The organism is Pseudarthrobacter sp. H2 (assembly GCF_050157045.1).
GTDB lineage: Bacteria > Actinomycetota > Actinomycetes > Actinomycetales > Micrococcaceae > Arthrobacter.
On sequence record NZ_CP189595.1, the window covers coordinates 97,600 to 113,740 of the forward strand.

General features: G+C 64.8%; 16 protein-coding genes. 7 read left to right on the forward strand and 9 right to left on the reverse strand.

Annotation, left to right across the window (positions count from 1 at the left end):
* Positions 1-207: 207 nt before the first annotated feature.
* Positions 208-924 (forward strand): GntR family transcriptional regulator, encoded by a 717-nt coding sequence (locus ACQCSZ_RS24870; protein ID WP_427008647.1) that lies wholly within the window; start codon positions 208-210, stop codon positions 922-924.
* 460 nt (positions 925-1,384) lie between these two features.
* Here ACQCSZ_RS24870 and ACQCSZ_RS24875 read toward each other — a convergent pair whose 3' ends face one another.
* Positions 1,385-4,387: a Tn3 family transposase gene (locus tag ACQCSZ_RS24875; protein WP_427008673.1), complete on the reverse strand. Its 3,003-nt coding sequence runs from the start codon at positions 4,385-4,387 to the stop codon at positions 1,385-1,387.
* A gap of 147 nt (positions 4,388-4,534) precedes the next feature.
* Here ACQCSZ_RS24875 and ACQCSZ_RS24880 point away from each other — a divergent pair, with 147 nt between their 5' ends.
* The gene (locus ACQCSZ_RS24880; RefSeq protein WP_427008648.1) at positions 4,535-4,672 is read left to right on the forward strand and encodes a hypothetical protein; all 138 of its coding nucleotides are present in this window, start codon (positions 4,535-4,537) and stop codon (positions 4,670-4,672) included.
* Between the two features lie 2 nt (positions 4,673-4,674).
* Positions 4,675-5,082, forward strand: a complete 408-nt coding sequence (locus tag ACQCSZ_RS24885) for a hypothetical protein (protein WP_427008649.1) — start codon at positions 4,675-4,677, stop codon at positions 5,080-5,082.
* On the opposite strand, the gene ACQCSZ_RS24890 is transcribed toward ACQCSZ_RS24885, so the two are convergent.
* The 4 genes from ACQCSZ_RS24890 to ACQCSZ_RS24905 all read right to left on the reverse strand — a co-directional run bounded on the left by ACQCSZ_RS24890 (position 5,079) and on the right by ACQCSZ_RS24905 (position 6,950).
* Positions 5,079-5,696, reverse strand: a complete 618-nt coding sequence (locus ACQCSZ_RS24890; RefSeq protein WP_427008650.1) for a DNA-binding protein — start codon at positions 5,694-5,696, stop codon at positions 5,079-5,081. The two genes, ACQCSZ_RS24885 and ACQCSZ_RS24890, sit on opposite strands and share 4 nt — an antisense overlap.
* A gap of 135 nt (positions 5,697-5,831) precedes the next feature.
* The gene (locus ACQCSZ_RS24895; protein WP_427008651.1) at positions 5,832-5,972 is read right to left on the reverse strand and encodes a hypothetical protein; all 141 of its coding nucleotides are present in this window, start codon (positions 5,970-5,972) and stop codon (positions 5,832-5,834) included.
* A 135-nt stretch (positions 5,973-6,107) separates the two neighbouring features.
* A complete protein-coding gene (locus ACQCSZ_RS24900) occupies positions 6,108-6,371 on the reverse strand; it encodes a hypothetical protein (protein ID WP_427008652.1) in 264 nt (87 codons plus the stop codon).
* Positions 6,372-6,695: 324 nt separating this feature from the next.
* Entirely contained in the window at positions 6,696-6,950 is a 255-nt protein-coding gene (locus ACQCSZ_RS24905; RefSeq protein ID WP_427008653.1) for a hypothetical protein, read from the reverse strand.
* 302 nt (positions 6,951-7,252) lie between these two features.
* Between ACQCSZ_RS24905 and ACQCSZ_RS24910 the strand changes: the two genes are divergently transcribed.
* From ACQCSZ_RS24910 to ACQCSZ_RS24925, 4 genes are all read left to right on the forward strand, one after another.
* Entirely contained in the window at positions 7,253-7,555 is a 303-nt protein-coding gene (locus tag ACQCSZ_RS24910) for a DUF4193 domain-containing protein (protein WP_427008654.1), read from the forward strand.
* A gap of 831 nt (positions 7,556-8,386) precedes the next feature.
* A complete protein-coding gene (locus ACQCSZ_RS24915) occupies positions 8,387-8,716 on the forward strand; it encodes a hypothetical protein (protein ID WP_427008655.1) in 330 nt (109 codons plus the stop codon).
* Positions 8,717-10,142: 1,426 nt separating this feature from the next.
* The gene (locus tag ACQCSZ_RS24920) at positions 10,143-10,913 is read left to right on the forward strand and encodes a ParA family protein (RefSeq protein ID WP_427008656.1); all 771 of its coding nucleotides are present in this window, start codon (positions 10,143-10,145) and stop codon (positions 10,911-10,913) included.
* Positions 10,910-11,398 (forward strand): hypothetical protein, encoded by a 489-nt coding sequence (locus ACQCSZ_RS24925; RefSeq protein ID WP_427008657.1) that lies wholly within the window; start codon positions 10,910-10,912, stop codon positions 11,396-11,398. The genes ACQCSZ_RS24920 and ACQCSZ_RS24925 overlap by 4 nt, the downstream gene beginning before the upstream one ends.
* A gap of 55 nt (positions 11,399-11,453) precedes the next feature.
* Here ACQCSZ_RS24925 and ACQCSZ_RS24930 read toward each other — a convergent pair whose 3' ends face one another.
* The 4 genes from ACQCSZ_RS24930 to ACQCSZ_RS24945 form a co-directional block, all read right to left on the reverse strand.
* Positions 11,454-13,277, reverse strand: coding sequence for a MarR family transcriptional regulator (locus ACQCSZ_RS24930; protein ID WP_427008658.1), 1,824 nt, complete (start codon positions 13,275-13,277; stop codon positions 11,454-11,456).
* Between the two features lie 220 nt (positions 13,278-13,497).
* Entirely contained in the window at positions 13,498-13,728 is a 231-nt protein-coding gene (locus ACQCSZ_RS24935; protein ID WP_427008486.1) for a hypothetical protein, read from the reverse strand.
* Positions 13,729-14,082: 354 nt separating this feature from the next.
* Entirely contained in the window at positions 14,083-14,850 is a 768-nt protein-coding gene (gene fabI / locus ACQCSZ_RS24940) for an enoyl-ACP reductase FabI (protein ID WP_427008487.1), read from the reverse strand.
* Positions 14,851-15,945, reverse strand: coding sequence for a hypothetical protein (locus ACQCSZ_RS24945; protein WP_427008488.1), 1,095 nt, complete (start codon positions 15,943-15,945; stop codon positions 14,851-14,853).
* Positions 15,946-16,141 lie beyond the last annotated feature (196 nt).

Below are 16,141 nucleotides of genomic sequence, written 5' to 3' on the forward strand. Positions count from 1 at the left end.
GCGTAAGACCGGCCCGGAAGGGGAACCGTTTTCATCAGTTGCGTGATTTGTGATCAAAAAGTATCTTTAGGTATGATTATCCCTTATGAGGGACGGCGGTGGGGGTGGTGTCTGTTAATACGGACACAGACGTTGGGCAGGGACTCAACTGCGGGGTGCTCTGACAGCTCCAACATTCACTCCTGCAAATAGCGGATGGAGCACACCTTGACCCAAATAGATTTAACAATCACCCCCACTTTGGTCGCAGACCAAGTCTTCGACGTCCTGCGTAGCAGGATCCTGACCGGGGAACTTGCCGCTGGCTTCCCCTTGAGGGTGCGGGATGTCGCAGCCATGGTGGGAACCAGTGTCATGCCGGTGCGGGAAGCCATACGCCGTTTGGAGGAATCCGGCCTGGCTACGCGCGTCCCGCACAAAGGCGCAGTGGTCAGGAAATTTAGTGTTAGTGAACTAATCCACATCTACCATGTCCGCACCTTATTGGAAGTGCAGGCGGCACGGCGAGGTGCCGAAAGGGTCACCGACAAGGATCTCGCAGAGATGCAGGCGGCCTGCGATCGAATGCTCCAGGCAGTAGCCGAGGAAAGGGTCTCGGACGCACTGGATGATGACGAGGTAATTCACCGTACGCTGTACACCGCCGGCGGCAACCCCGTTCTCACAAATGTCATTGAGACGTTGTGGCTTCAGTGCCGACCCTACAAGGTTATCGGCGCAGCCGAAGCTATCGCCAACCAAGATTCCTCCCTTTGGACCTCACAACAGGCGATTGTCGACGCAGCCAGAAGCCGGGACGCTGAAACAACTTCAGAACTCATCGACCAGTCACTTGCCAGCGCCCTCCACCGCCTCGAGCGGCGCCTAATCCCCTCCGACGCGTCCGAACGCGACCAGGAATCGATGGTAGCCAAGTCCAGATAGGGAGCAACAGCAACTGCGCGCTCATGCTAGGGAGTTCATGGTCTGAGCGCCCCCTTGTTAGGCCGTTCTCCCGACCCCGGTGGATCTTCTCAGAAACCTCTCCCACAATTCGTTCAGGCTCAGTTCATGTGAGAGATGGTTTTGAGAAGGAAACCGGGTCTCGCGGCGGTCCGCCGGGCATTTTCGGACGGGATTCTCAGAATGGACCGTTTGCGGGAGGGCGGGGCGTGCTTCTGGGGCGCCAGACACGCCTCCGGCCAAGTCGCGCGCCGACAGTGTGCCCGCTGCTGTTCGCGCTCTTCGGCACCCGCCAGGTGCTCCTGGTGGAAGCGGGGCATCGTCAGGGCCCCATCGGCAGAGGGGCGGGGGAGACCTGGACCGTGGTGCCGTGGGTGACGCGGATGCGGTCTGCCGGGCGGCAGCCCCGCACCTCGCCGCCGCTCCACACCGCTTTCCGGGGTCAGAACAGGGTGTCGCGCACCCGCAGCGGCCGGTATCCGGTGGGGCCGAGCTGGGCCAGCTCGCCTTCGACGTCGACGTCGATGGCGCCGAAGAAGTTGATGTTCTCGCTGTGTGCCGGGGAGATGTGGGCCAGGACCTCGTCGTCGATGCGCCGCCCGGACCGGCGCATCGACTCCACCGCCAGGCCGTAGTACTCCGTCGTCCAGGTCACCACGGCGTTCGTCACGAGCGTCAGGCACCAGGCCTGCTCGGTCTGTTGTTCGAGGTGACGGGCCCGGATGGTGCCCTCGTGGGCGTAGAGCAGATCCCGTTTCAGGGCATGGAGGGACTCGCCCTTGTTGAGTTGCCGCGAGATCTTGCGGCGATATGCCGCGTCAGACAGGTACCGGGCGGCGTAGATCGTCCTGCGCAGCGCCCCGTACTCCTTCAGCGCCGCGGCCAGCGCGTTCTGCCTGCCCGATGCGGAGAGCTTGCCGACCAGCAGCGACGCGGTGGCGTGCCCGAACTTCAGCGACCCGGCCAGCCGGAGCAGGTCGTCCCAGTGCCCGGCGATCAGATCCAGGTTGCACCGCCGGGTCAGCAGCGGCCCGGCCATCGGGAACGCCGATTCGATCTCGGACTTCTGCACGGTCCGGTAGAGGGTGATCTTGCCCAGGTCCCGGATGCGCGGGGACAGCTGCAACCCCAGCAGGTCGAACAGGCCGAAGTTGACCAGCGTCACCCCGTGCGTATCGGTCGCGTGCTCGGTGACGGGAATGTCGGTCGCGTTGCCCAGGATTTCATCCAGGACGTAGTGCGCCTCGCGTTTCGTGGCGACGATGATCTTCGTGCCGTAGGTGGTGTGCTGGTCGGTCACGTGCGTGTAGGTGCTCAGCCCTTCATGGGCAAAATACCTGCTCAAAGCCCTGGCCGTGACGGACTTCCCGCGAGTGGGGAACCGCTGACCGTCCGATGAGGACAAGGTGCCCGAGCCGAAAACCGGGGTCAGCGGCAGCTTCTGGTGGTAGCCGATGAGCGCCAGGTTCGCCGCCCGCAACGTCTCCTCCCTCACGTACCACTCGGCGGTCCAGGCCAGGATGTCGTAGGAGATGCCGCAGGCATCGGCCATCCTGGTCAGGCCGAGGTTGGTGGAGCCGCTGATCAGCACCGCGATCAGGTTCCGCTTCAGCTCCGGGCTGCGGGTCTGCCTGCCGCCGGCGTGGGCGAAGCAGTCCAGGAACCCGGTGCGTTTGTCCATCTCGATCAGCAGCGACACGATCGGCGCGAACGGCAGCATCTCGGTCAGCTCCTCCTTCAACGCCACCGCCTCGGCCGGGACGTCCTCGGCACTCAGCGTGGAGATCACCAGGTCGCCCGCCTCGTCCAGGCGGACCGGCCCGTCGCCCTCGCCGAGGGTCTGTTCCAGCTCACCCAGCGCCGTATGCAGCTCCTGCTCGACCTCGGCCAGCCCCGTGGCAGCGTCAGCGGGTTTGCCGACCAGCCGGCAGAACTCCACCCGCTGATCGGCCCACGTCTCCGGAGTGAGCACGTAGGCGGCCGGGTCGGAGTAGCGGCGCGAACCGGGCACGAACACATCCCCGGTGCGCAGCCCGTCCCGCAACGCCAACAGCGTGCACAACTCCCAATAATGCCGGTACGCGGTCACGCTGCCCGTCTTCGCCGCGGTCTCCAGATAGCCGCACCAGCGTGCCGGGACGAACCCCGTCGGCGCGTCCTCGGGGACCTTGCGGGCACCGGTCACGTTGAGCTCCCGCAGGATCTCCACCGCCTTCACCAGCTCGGCCGCGGCGGTACCGCCAGCGAACCGCACTACTTGGAGCACCTGCGGGGTGAACTGCCGCAGATACCCATACGAGCCCTCCAGCGCGGCCAGATGCCCATGATCGCGCGGCAACGGGGGCAGGGCGGCCGACTGCGCCGAACGCAGTCGTTCCCACCCGATCCACTCCCCGCGGATCAGGCCGCCGACCTCCTCGTCCGGCACCGCCGGGTCGGCGACGATGGCCAGGATCGCGTCCAGCAGCGCCTGCCGATCCTCCCCGGCACTGCCCCGCTCAGCCAGCGCGTCCCGCATCTTGTGCGCGGCTTTGCTCTCCCGGGCGGAAACCGCCTGGTCGAACAACTGCACCACCTCGTCCAGCACCTCGGTCGCCGACTGCGCCAATAGCGTCAGCAGGATCGGGTACCGGCGCTCCGGCTCACGCCGGGTCAACGCCTGCGCCGTCAGCCGGCGGCCCACCGTGGCCAGGAACCGGCGCCGCTCCGCCGGCAACACCGACAAATCCAGGGTGTGCGCGTCCATCCCGCGCAGGAACTCCAGCTTCGCGATCTCGGCCTTCACCGCCGCGGGCGAGGCCTCCACCGGCCCCGTACCCAGCCACCGCAGCCGGGTCATCCCGATCCCCGCGTCCACCAACAACAACCCGTCCAGGCCGACGCGACGCTCGTCGGTGAGCTCGTGCGCCAGACGGTCGAACGTCTCCCGCCGCGCGGCTTCCCGGGCGTGGGCGACCCGCTTCACCACCATCACCGGCCCCGGCCGGATTACCCGCGCCGAGATCAAATACTCACACGCCAGCCGGACCAGCAACGTCGGCGAGTCATGCTCCATCGCCCGCGCCAGCAGGAACTCGTCCAGCTCCTTCAACTCCAGGCTCGTCGGCGCCCGCCACCCCAGATACCGTGCCGCCAGCCGAAAATGATCGGTCCGGGTCTTCGCCCGACGCCCGTACGACCGGATCGCTTCCGGATCCACCCCAAGCTGCCCGGCCAGCCGCACCACCGCCGCCCACGGCGCCGACGCCACCTCGTCCGGCACAAACCCCAACCACGGCAACGTGCAAACGGCGACAGCAAGCCCCAACCGGTCCGACGGGCCCCGACCCCGGCCAGGATCGATGAACGCGACATCAGCCGGACTCAAGGTGAAGAACCGGAACAGCTCCTCCCGGCCGATCTCCGGAAACCGCCGCAGCCCCTCCAGCTCCTCGTCCGTGAACACCTGAACGACCACCCGGCAACCTCCCACCAGAGCCAAAAAATCCCCTGATCAGAAGCCTACCCAAGACATATCCGCCCGATTTTTCCCGAGAACTACGGGGACCCCTGGGAGACCCGGCGGTCCGCACCGGTCGGTGCCGGGAACCTGGTGGACATCGAATACTGGCGCATCCAGGTCCGCCCCGGTTCCTCGAACTCCGCGTTGCGGACCTTCACGCTGCGCCGGAACCCGCTGGCCACCCGGTGGCTCCTGGAAACCATCAGCGACGGCGGCCAGGCCCGGTGACCATGAACCCCCGGCCAATCAGCAACCGGATGTGGGACGGGATCAGGACGGAATTCACGCTGCCGGCCCTGGAGCAGGTGCGCCGCCGGCTCGCCGAAATCATGGAAGACCCCGAACCGGTCATGGGCCAGCTTGTCCGGGTCTTCGTCGGCGGCGGGACCATCTGCCCCGGATTCCAGTTCCTCCCCGGAGGCCGGCTCCACCCCACGGTTCTGGTCCTTTTCGAGCGTGCGCTGGAGCTGGGCATCCCGCACAACTATTTCACCGCCTGGATGGTCAGCCCTGTGCGGACGCTTCGGGGGCTGCGGCCGGTGGATTGTCTGGAGCTTCCAGCCCGGCTGTTGAGCCTCCTGACCAGCGGCAGCCCCTTGCCCGGCCCTTCTCCGCACCGGCGTCCGTCGAGGGCTTAGTCCTTTTCGCCCCGGGCCGGCTTCGCCCCGGGTCGGTCATCCCGGGGTGTTGCAGGGGTGATGCGGTCCAGCAGCGCATCGTGGGCCTGCTGCAGGGTATCCGCCCGGGCCTCCGCCGCGGCCAGCCGGGCCGAGGCCGCCGATGCTTCCCGGGCAGCTTCCTGCTCCGCCGCCTGCGCCCGCGCCAGCTGCTCCCCCGCCGCAGCCACCTGGGTCTCCAGTGCCACAATCCGGGCCGTCAGCTCGGTGACGGCGGCGTCTCTTTCGGCGCTGACCTTGTCCAGGTCGGTCACGAGTTCGGCGATCTCCAGGGTCAGGTCCTTCTTCTCCTGCCCCCAGGCCGCCTCCGCCGCGGCATGGCGCTCATGGGCCAGCCCGGAAGCCTCCGCCCAGCAGGCCCCGGCCAGGCGGGCGGCCTGTTCCAGCAGCGCGGCCGGCACCGCGGCGATCTGGCCGCCCGCGGCCTGGCGTTCCTCCGACCATTCCTTGAGGTAGCGGGTGGCGTCGGCGTTACTCACCCCCGCCAAGGCACGCACCGTCGACACAGTGGGCCGGCGTTCGGCACTGATCTGCTCCGCGGCAGCGTACACGCGGTCTTTCACACTCAACGTCACGGCGGGAACCCCTTCTAAGGCGGAAGTAGTAGTAGGAATCCTACTACTACTTCCCGCGTCAGTACCTTCCTTCATCAGGGCAGGGGGAGGAGAAGGCGCTCCAAGGCATGGGTGAGCGCTGTGCGTTGGTGGCGGCTACTCCGCCATGGTGACCTCGACGTCCGCTTCGACGCCCGAGGTGGACTCCAGTTCCTTCTCCAGGTAGGCAGCCAGCTCGTGGTTGCTGGAGGTGTGGTGGCCCGGAACGATTTCGGCCGCGCAGGGATGCGCGGTCATCGTCGGCGGCCAGGATGAAGAGGTAGCAGCCTTCGACCGCATCCGAGGACAGGTTCTCGATGTCGGTGAGGAATTCCTGTTCATGGCCGGGCTTCGGCGTGGCAGTCATGGTGAAGCTGATCGTGTTCGCTGCCATCAGGCCCTGTGCCTACCCGCGCCGGCCCCGCGCAAAGACCGTGTGCCGCTACGGGCAGCCAGGCACGTTGCGGCAGTCGCCAGAACAGGGACGAGCAGAAAGGTCAGGAACCCGCCCCCGCCGCTGATGAAGCCGCCGACGTTCAGATAGCCCGATAAGCCGATCCACCAGCAAAGAAGCGCCAAAAAACCAGTGATCACGACAAGGGCGCCCCGCAGGTCCCTGCGTTCCATCAGCATCACGCGATCCTGCTGATTACCCATCCCAACGCCCCCCTTAGCTGTCTGTCATCGACTACGTGACCTTCAGGACAGCACGGATCCGGAATTTTGACGAGACCCCCGGGTGCAGCGACCGGCACCCGCCCGGCCAACAAGACCGTCCCAGTTCCTGGCACGTGGGACGCCCCCGGGCGGCCACTCCCCCGGCCCCGGTACCGGCGGAGCCATGCGGCCTGTGCCGGGCCCCTCGTTCGTCCACAGACCATCCCGAAATCAGCCCCTGTTGACGGACTGCTGGGGCTGGTCCAGCCTCCGGAAAGCAACAGTTCCGCGCCCCCATCGCGGTCCCTGTCGCAGGCACCGATATCAGCGCACACACCGCCCTGGCGGCCATACCCAGGTGCAGCGCCCGGGCTGCAGCAGCACGCACCCCTTGGCCCGGTCCTGCACCGCGGCAAGGTCCCGCCCGGTGGCGACGGGCCCGTCCCGGAAGCAGCGCGGGTACCCGGCGTCGGGGTCCTCCGCGCCCAGCGTCCATCCGCTGACCACCTGGTCGTAGGCGTCCCGGATCCTCGGCCGGGGACCCGGACCCGCCGGCCAGTGCCTGCAGCAGATCCTCACGCGTGCAGCTGACCAGTTCGCCGGGGCAGTGCAGCAATCGCTGAACCTCCAGTTCCGGGCACGGCGGGCGCTGTGACCCAGATCGTAGCGGCCGGATCAGCCCGGGCAGGCCCGCGGCCGGGGTGGGTGCGGCCCTTAGCTTCCAGGGCGTCGAAACAGCCCAGACGACCACCTGGTGCGTCGGCCGGCCGTCCCGTACCGGCCGCCCAGGCGTTCGTGCCGCCCTGTGACTGTGGAATAGCCGCCGCGTCCTGTATGTTGCACCGGGGTCAGTCAACATACGAGAAAAGAGCACCAGCCACGTGGCAACCGATTACGACGAAGTCCGCTCCGACGTCAAGGAATCCCAGCAGAACTCCCTGCAGGCCCTGCAGTCCGCGAACGCACCGGACGCCCGCAGCGTCGTCCTGGAACTCGACGAAGCCGACGGCCTGGACGGGGCCGGCATCCCGGGCGGTGAGTTCATCGCCGAGGAACTCATCGTCCAGGTCATCCCGCAGAAAGAGGACGAGTTCACCTGCTACTCCTGCTTCCTGGTCCGGCACCGGTCCCAGATTGCCCTCCAGAAAGGCGCCCACGCCTACTGCACCGACTGTGAAGGCTGAGCCCGGCCCGCACCCGGCCCCGGATCCCGTGGGGCGATGGACGATGACCTCCGGGCCGACGCCGGGGCAGAGTTCACCCGTCCGTCCCGGGGGAGGTCCGGGGGCGCCTTGCGCCGCTGCCGCCGGCCCAACATGCAGACACGGGAAAGCCCCTCCGACGAGGGGCTTTCAGCGGTCAGGTCAGTCATCGGGTCAGGTTGGCCAGCGGCGACGTGCTCCCCCTTCCCGGACGCCTGAAACGCCCATGCCCGACTTTGTACTGCAAGACAGTAATAGGCGGATCAGTAGCCCGTCCAGCGACACGCCGCCCGGCTGCGGGCAGCTGTTGGAGCGCAGCGGAACCCCGGGTGCTTCTTCCCACGGGTGTGATTTAAGGCGGAAGAGCCGGAACGTAGTGCGTCCGCTCTTCCGGTTTTCCCTCTGCATAAGGACAGCAGACAAAAAACGCCGTTCGGCAAACAGGGCCAGGGCACCCGGAGCCCTACGACGGCGCGCCCTGGACCCCACGGCCGGCCGTGCAGTGGACGCCCGAAGGCTTTGTCCCTGGACTGGCCGTGTCCCCTCACATTGCGGCACCGGTGGCAGGATGGGGTCCATCATGGACAGGCGGTTGCGGCGCGCCATCACCAGCCAAGGATTCCACACCCCACCGGACCGCCACGCCCAGCGCCGCGGACGCGGCCAGTCCACCCGGCCCCCTGCGGCCCCGGCCGGCCGTCAACGATCACCGACGCTGTATCGCTGACCCTTGAAGCTGTTGCCTGGATCACATTTGCCCTATGGTTGTCGGGGGCCACAGCGTCGTGGCCCCGAGTTAGAGCGGAGAACCCTTTGACAGAGAAGCTTCGGGTACTGGTCCGGGTCGACCTGGACTGCGCCAGGGCGCAGGTCGCGGCCCAGGGCCATGTGACCATCCAAAGCGTCCAGGGCCTGTACCCGGTGATGAAACGCGCCGCCTCGCTGATGGCGGGACTCTCGCTGGTACTGGACATGACCCGCGCCAGGATCGACCCGGACGCCCTCGAGCAGCTCCGGGACTGCGTCCGGTCACACCATCTGCCGGCCCATATCGATCCGCCGCAGTCCGACTGCACGTTCAGCATCCTGACGCCCCCTGCCCCCTTGGCCGGCGGCGGCGCCGCGGCCGCGCTGGCAGCCTGACACCGGCCCTGGTCGGTACGCCCCCGTGGATGCGGCCCCGACCACCGCGCCCATAAACGGGGCCAGCGGGCCCCCGGTGGCCCGGGGCAGTGGCACGGCCAGCCGCGGAGCGGGAACCCTTTGCCTGCCGTCCTGGACCGGAGGTGTCCTACCGATGCCGGGAACGGGATGGGAGGAGGGGCTGCGCTATGGACAGACGGGCACGCCGGGCCCGGGACCCGTAATGGGTGCTGATGTACCGGCGCGGGCTAAGCCGGGGCCGGACGGCTGACCGGCTCCGGGCACCGGCCCGGACCATGGCCTACCCCTGGCCACCCGCCCGCGCCCGGGACCCGGGGCTGTAGGACGACCACGCAGCCGCCGCCGGGCACCCCAGTTCCGCCACGGTCCCGCCAAAGGTGAGCGCATGGACCAGATCATCGCCATGGTCCCTGCAGAGGGTCGGTACCTGTCCTCGAGATCCCCGGACCAGAAAACCCATAACCTCGACAATCGGTGACCCCGAAATGCGGGACCCGGCAGGCTGAGGGCCGCTTTAGATCTGGCTGGCCCGGCGGTGACCGGGGTTGCGCCCCTTGGGGCAGGTGGAGCCCGGCGGGTCAGCTCAAAGCTGTCCCCACTGGGTGCAAGCCGCCCCCTCCCCCTTTCGCCCATGCTCCCGGCCGGCGCTACCCGGCGCAGCGCCGGGACACAAACATCAGACGCGACCAGAACGCCCGCGTAATCGCGAAAGGACACCGGCCGGGAAACGTCATGGTCCTGATATTTCGCCTGCGCCTCGGAGCTCGGACGGGCACTGGACCTGACAGCTGGCCGTGCGGTTGCAGCGCAACGGACAACATGCCCGGTGCACCAAGTGTAAACAGCGCCAGTTCCAACCCCGTTGTAGGCGGCTGTTGCGGACCCTCCTGATGATTCTAATTAATAATGTCATGCATGTATGCATGCATGCATACATGCATACATGCATGACAAGGAATATTCCACCAAACGCTACAAATCAGGTGCCTGACCTCACCCCGTGTTTCATTTTTCATTCTTACAAGCTTTCAGACATGAATGCATGCCTTCATACATGAATGCAGGCTTTCAGGAAAGTCACACGGCTTTACTGCTGCGGGGAGGAGCGCCAGCATCGCCTCCAAACTTCCCCCAGCACCCTTGGAATTAAAGGCTGCAAGCGGGATAGTGGCATTCATGCATTCATGCATTCATGCATTCATGCATGTTTTCTGAAGGAAGAGCGTGCGCTGACCAAGCCGGAGCTATTGGGCAAGAGCACCGGCTTGCAGCGGATATCAAGTAGCGGACAGCGAAAATCCATCGTCCTGACATCATGCATGCATGCATGCATGCACTAATCAAATTGGGGAAGTGACGGCGTGGCTGCTTGCAACGTCGGAGTGAGGAAGGAAAGCTTGCAAGCATGCAAACAATCATGGTTTACAGCGAGTCGGGTGGCGCCACCAAAACAACGACAGCTGTATCACTGGCCGCTGTGACGGCCGCCTCTGGACGCAAAGTAACGCTCATCGACCTCGACCCGAGAGCGGCCGCCACCAAGTGGATGGGCGTGGAGCCCAAGGACGAGGGCCTCCATGTGGGAGCCATCCTGGGGGACCCGGACCCCGAGGGATGGGCGGACGATCTGGCCGTCACCAGCAACTGGTTCCCGAACCTTCGCGTCGTTCCGTCGGCCCGTAGCGTCTCCAACAGGGAAGCGGACCGTGCCGACCATGCCGAACTCCGGCTCCGAACCTCGCTTATGGGCATTGATGCCGACGTCGTGGTGATCGACTGTCCGAACCGGCAGGGCGGCCCGCTTACACTTTCCGCGCTGAATGCTGCCGACACCATCGTTTACGCGGCGGGAGCGACCGTGGACGGTGTGGATGGGGTGGCAGGCGCCCGGCGCAGCGTGGAGCAATTCCGCATGTCCCGGAAGCGCATCGGCGCCCCCGACAATTTGCACGAGGCCGGCATCGTTGTCGGAGCAGTTGCCTCGACAGTTATGAGCCGGATTGCCGTGGCGAGCATCGAGGAGTTGAGAGAGACCAGTATGTTACTCACCCCGCTTGTCCCGCACCGGACCATCGTCCAAGAGATGCGCATGACCCAGGAATGGTACGGCGAATACACCAAGGGCCTCCCCGTCGTGGAGGCTTACCAGGCGCTTATGAAGGAGATAATTCGATGACCGACGGACTGAAGGAGCGCCCAGCAGTCCTGGCGCGCCGAAAGCCCAGGCCTGCGCCGGACGAAAGTGTCGATCCCGTCGACTACACCCCGGCCATCGTGGCTCCGGTGCAGCCTCAAGTCGCGTCTGCAATCCCGGAAGTTGCTAGTGGGGGAATGGCTGAGAAAGTAGCTCCTGTTACCGGGGAAACAGAGCCTGCTGCCGTCGCAGTATCTCAAATCGTGCCCATCCCGGAGTCTCCGGCAGTATCTGTTCCCCGCGCCGCTCCGGCACCTCAACCAGAACAAGTTACACAGGCACCCGCCACGGTGACGAATACGTCCAAGGTTGCCGGTGCCAAGAAAACCAGTCGACGAGAGGTCACCTATCCATTCAGCACCCGGCTGTCCCAAAACGTCATGGACGTTCTTTATGCTGCGTCCGATGCGGAGGACATCTCAGTGCGCGAGGCCGTCGAGCAGGCTATCCTCAGCCGCTGGGCATAGATCCTCCCAACATGTCTGCTTTCATGCATGCATGAAAGCAGACATGAAAGCAGCATTACCGGATCGTGGCGAATGCCATGTCCGCCAGGGCCCACTCATCCGGCGGCCCCTCGAAAGCCTCCCAGGGATAGTCCTCGCCGGGGGAGAGGAGTTCGGCGACGGTGTTGACGTTCCTGGACAGCCAGTCCTTCCACAGGATCCGCTCGATCCGGTATTTGTGCAGCTGAGCGGCGACGGCTTCCAGGACGCCGAAGTGCTCGGCGAGTTCCTTCAGTGACGTCGTGGCCACCACGGACCAGGCCCGTGTCTTGTCCCGGGTCGCCATGTTCCAGGCGGCCAGCACCTCCAGGCTTTCACTGACCGCGGTGCGGGACAGCCTCGTCAGGTGCACCAGTTGTGCGGTGGTCAGCCCGGGGGAGTGCTCCAGTGCCTCATAGACGAAGGCCGCCGGCAGACCGAGTTCCCTGAACACCGGCCGCAGGGCATGGATCTTTCCCTTGCGCCACGTCAGATCTTCCGCAGCGGTTTTCACCCCTTCGGGCACGGTCAGCATATAGAGATCCCCCTTTGTCCCCCGGCCGGCCTCGACCAGGGTCACCAACGGATCATGCTCGGCGCGCAGGGCGCGCAGGTGTGCACCGACTGTCGTGTGGTCCAGGCCTGTCGCCACCGCAATGGACCTATCGCCGAACTCAATGAACCTGGACCCCGTCATGTGAGCTGCCTCCCCGAGCGCCCGCAACACCATCCTCCTAGCCAGCCCCGTCCTGGAGTCTGCGTACCCCTGTTCCTTCAGCCGCAGCGCGTTTCTCCAGGTCCGGATGAACCGGTGTTCGGCGTGGGGATTCGATGAGACGGTATTCCCTTGTGGTCCCAGGGGCTGTGTATTTGGCTGGCTTGTGGGGGATATACGGGCATTGTTCTTTCCCGCCGTGGTTCCGGGGTTTTTACGCAGGTACTCCACCGCCCTGGCCCAGTCCCGTCTGAGGGCCGGGAGGCGGTGGCGGGAGGCGTAACGGGCGTAGAAGGACGCCAGTCCAGGCCAGGTTCCCTGCAGCATCCGGCGTTCCACATCGGTCAGCTCCAGGCCCGCGGCCGCAGCCCCGGTGAGGATTGCCTGGCGTGCCTCCGAATCGGAGGCATACCGGTTGGCATCGTAGAGACCGGTCAGCGCCATCTGAACCATGGCCCGGGACATCCGCCCGCTGGGCTGGAGTCCTTTCGGGGCTTCGGCGGTCGTGGGTGTGTAGGACTGTTCCAGGCGCAGCGCCCGGACGGCGGCGATCTCCCCGGCCAGATCGGCGTTCATGGTGGCCCACACTCCGGCGCCGTTGGGCCGGCGGGCAACGTCGTAGGCCATGTTCAGGCTCATCGCCAGTTCCTGGTGACCGCCGTGCTTATGCGGGGAACCGGGGATGCGCATGCACCCGTGCAGCAGGTTCTGGTGCGGGGTCTTGTCCAGGCTCCGGTACCTAGTGCCCAGAGCCTCGACGAGATCACGCGCTTCAGAGAAGGTGACCCGCTTCTCCAGCGGGATATAGACGTGGCGGCCGCCGTTGGGGGAGTAGTCCTCGATCCACCGGGCCCCGCAACGGTGCAGCCAGGTCTGGACGGCCCTCACATCGGCTTCCACCCGGTCAACACCGGCCACCGAGGAGTCAAAGTCCAGGAAGATCGCCGCGCAGGTCCCGTCCTTGCCGAAAATCCGGACCGCCGCAGGAAAGGAGGGAAGTGCGCCAGTCAGGGTCCGTTCGTTTTTTTGCGGATACGTCTTTCCGCCGTCCCGGGAGAGACGGACCCGGGGCTGTCCGGCAAGCAGGAGCGCCAGTGCAGCCCAGACTTCGGCCGGGCTGCACTGAGAGGCTGACTTGCTCGGCACGCCACCCACAGGTATAGGTGGCAGCGCGCGGGCGTGCTGTTGTACGATGAGTTTGTTCCTGTCAGAGGGAATGAGTGAGGGCCGGTCCGCCAAGACCGGTTTGCAACACAACGGAAGCCCTGCGAAGGACTTCCCAACGATTTACGATCTGTCAGCCGGCAAGCAGTCCGGATCGTGAATCTCAAGCTTCGAAGGCCCGCCTAGTGCGGGCCTTCTTCTTTTAAGAAGCTAAGCGGCCAAGAGGCAACTCCTCTTGCTGGACTAGTGCGTGAAGATTGGTGTTCGCGAGGCGTGCGTCGACCAAATCGGACAGCCAGTCGCTGACATACTGGTAGCCCTCTGCTTTTGCAACGAGGTCCATCGCATCTGCCTTGGGTGTAGCGATGCGGAATCCGACGAATTTGCGGTCACCCTTGGACCGCCGGCCACTACGGTTTACTGGAGCCATCATCCCTGTCCTTTGAACTCAGTGGCTGAAGGCCACCGTTACTTCAATAGATTGGTCGGACCAAACATTTCACGGTCCTAAAGGGGGAACACCGTCCATTCCGGTCCTTCTGAAACTGAAGCTATCACCGCGATGCCGCATGTCCCGGCATTGAAACTGAAACACCCTCGGCGTGTTGAAACAGAAACATGTACGCCCGAATCCCGAAGCCACGCAGGAAGGGGCTGCGCTGATCCGGTGCACTCGTCGGCCGAACGTAGTAGGTGCAATTTGGGCGCTGTGCCCGCCATCTAGGCGGTGACTCGTGCCATCGAATGGCAGGTAATTTGAGCGTGTCTCCAACATGGCAGAGCCTTGTCACATTCCCATGATGTGGTAGCCACCATCGACGTGAATTATCTCGCCGGTGGTGGCCGGGAACCAGTCGGAGAGCAACGCTATAACTGCCTTGGCCACTGGCTGCAGGTCGGTCCGGTCCCAACCCAGGGGCGCACGGCTTTCCCATACTCCGTCTGTACTTTCAATGCCATCGATGGCTGCGACCGTGAAATTGTCCAAGGGTCCGCACGCCACCAGGTTCGTTCGGATCTTCCGCGCGCCGAGGTGGTAGGCGAGGTACCGGTTGGTGGATTCATAGGTGGCTTTAGCCACGCCAGCCCACCCGTAGATAGGCCATACCGGCGTTCCGTCGAGGGTGACGCCGACTATGCTGGCCCCGTCGTTGAGTACGGGGAGGCAGGCTTTGGTGACGGCCTGGAGTGACGCGCCGGAGATTTGAAGGCTCGTGGATAGGTCGTCCCAGTCCGCTGTCATGAATCCGGGGCCGACGGCTTCTGGTTTGCTGGCAGAGATGCAGTGGATGATGCCATCGAGGCTGTCGGTGTGGTCCAGGATCCTGCTGTGCAGTGAGTCAAGGTCTTCCTGGCTGGTGGCGTCCAGCTCCAGAACCGGGCCGGGGGAGGGGAGTCGCTGAACTATTTTTTGAGTGATTTTGGAACGGCGCCCGAAGCCCGTGAAGATCAGGGAGGCGCCTTCTCGTTGTGCGAGCTCGGCCGCGGCGTAGGCGATGCTGCGCTCCGTGAAGATTCCGGTGACGAGTATTGTCTTTTCATCCAGGATTCCCATTTATGCTCCTTGTCCGGCAGGTACCAGGCTTGTCATGAGATAGCGGCTCTGACCGTCGGTGGAACCGATCGGCGCTACAGCAACGGAAAATTCCTGCCATGTTTCGGCAATGGTTCTCAACCGCACACTGGCAGATGACTCGGGTCCGAGGCGTCCTGCAGCGGCCGCTGCGAGGTGATGCTCGAAGCTGAACTTGTCGTCAGGGTGGGCTAGAGCTGCCAGGTTTCCTTCAAAGTCAGGCAGGAGTCCGAAGTCCGCCCATCTGCTGGACGTCCGGAACGTCACTTCCTGTTGCATGTCGATGGCGGCAAAGGCACGGTCGGCTGCCAAGGCGAAGAGCGCTTCAGTGACCAGGCCGGCCGAGACGGGCGAGAGGCCCGGAGTGACGAGTTTCGTAGCGCAGTCCACTTCACGGCTGAAACCGCGCAGCATGATTGCCTCGGGATAATCGGGGTCGTCATAGGCCCGGGCGGACATGGCGATCTGCTTCTTACCCGGGTTGGCGCTTCCGTATCCGTAGACGACCTCGTAGGACAGCAGGTGCCGGCTGCGGTTGTTGACGGAGATGCCGCTGTCAATCACCAGCTTGATGGTGTCTCGGTCTTTGGTGGAGATGAGCTTGGCCAGCCATTCGCCGGCAGGTCCGCGGTGGCTTTCGACGGTCGCGGGCTCGATTCCATAGATCTTAAAGAGATTGGTGTCCCACAGTGAGGAGTCATCACCCACGTTTTTTCCGGTTTTCTTGCAGACCCGCCACTGCCAGGCGCCCAGGAGAGGGGCGTCGGGGATCCGGTGCCCGGGGTGTTCGAATATTCCGTAGGCACCCACACTCTGCTTGCCATCGGGGGACACGATGGGTTTGGCTATGACGGCGAATTCAGCCGACCCGTAGCGGACGATGCCGTCGAAGGCCTCCCCTGACGAGAGTGCGGTCCGGAGTTTGTCGAGCAGAACCGTCCGGGTCCGTTCGTCCAGCCAGTTCCTTGGGCTGATGCCGGGATGGTTTTCTGTGCCCACGGCCAGCAGGGACACTCCGTCCTGCGTTGTGTCCAGGACGACCCAGCGTCCTTTTGCATCGATCTCTTGCTTAGACACGGATAGCCTTTCGTTCTCGCTGGCATGAGGATTCTGTTATCGAAGGCGTCAACGGCTCGCCAAAGAAAGAGCTCAGATGAACGCCCAGGTGGACGTGCCCGTCAATGGTTCTCACAATTCCGGCTGCTTCCAGCGTGGAAAGTTCATGAGTGACGACGGAGAGGCATAACTCGAGTCCTTCAGCAATCTCCTCGGG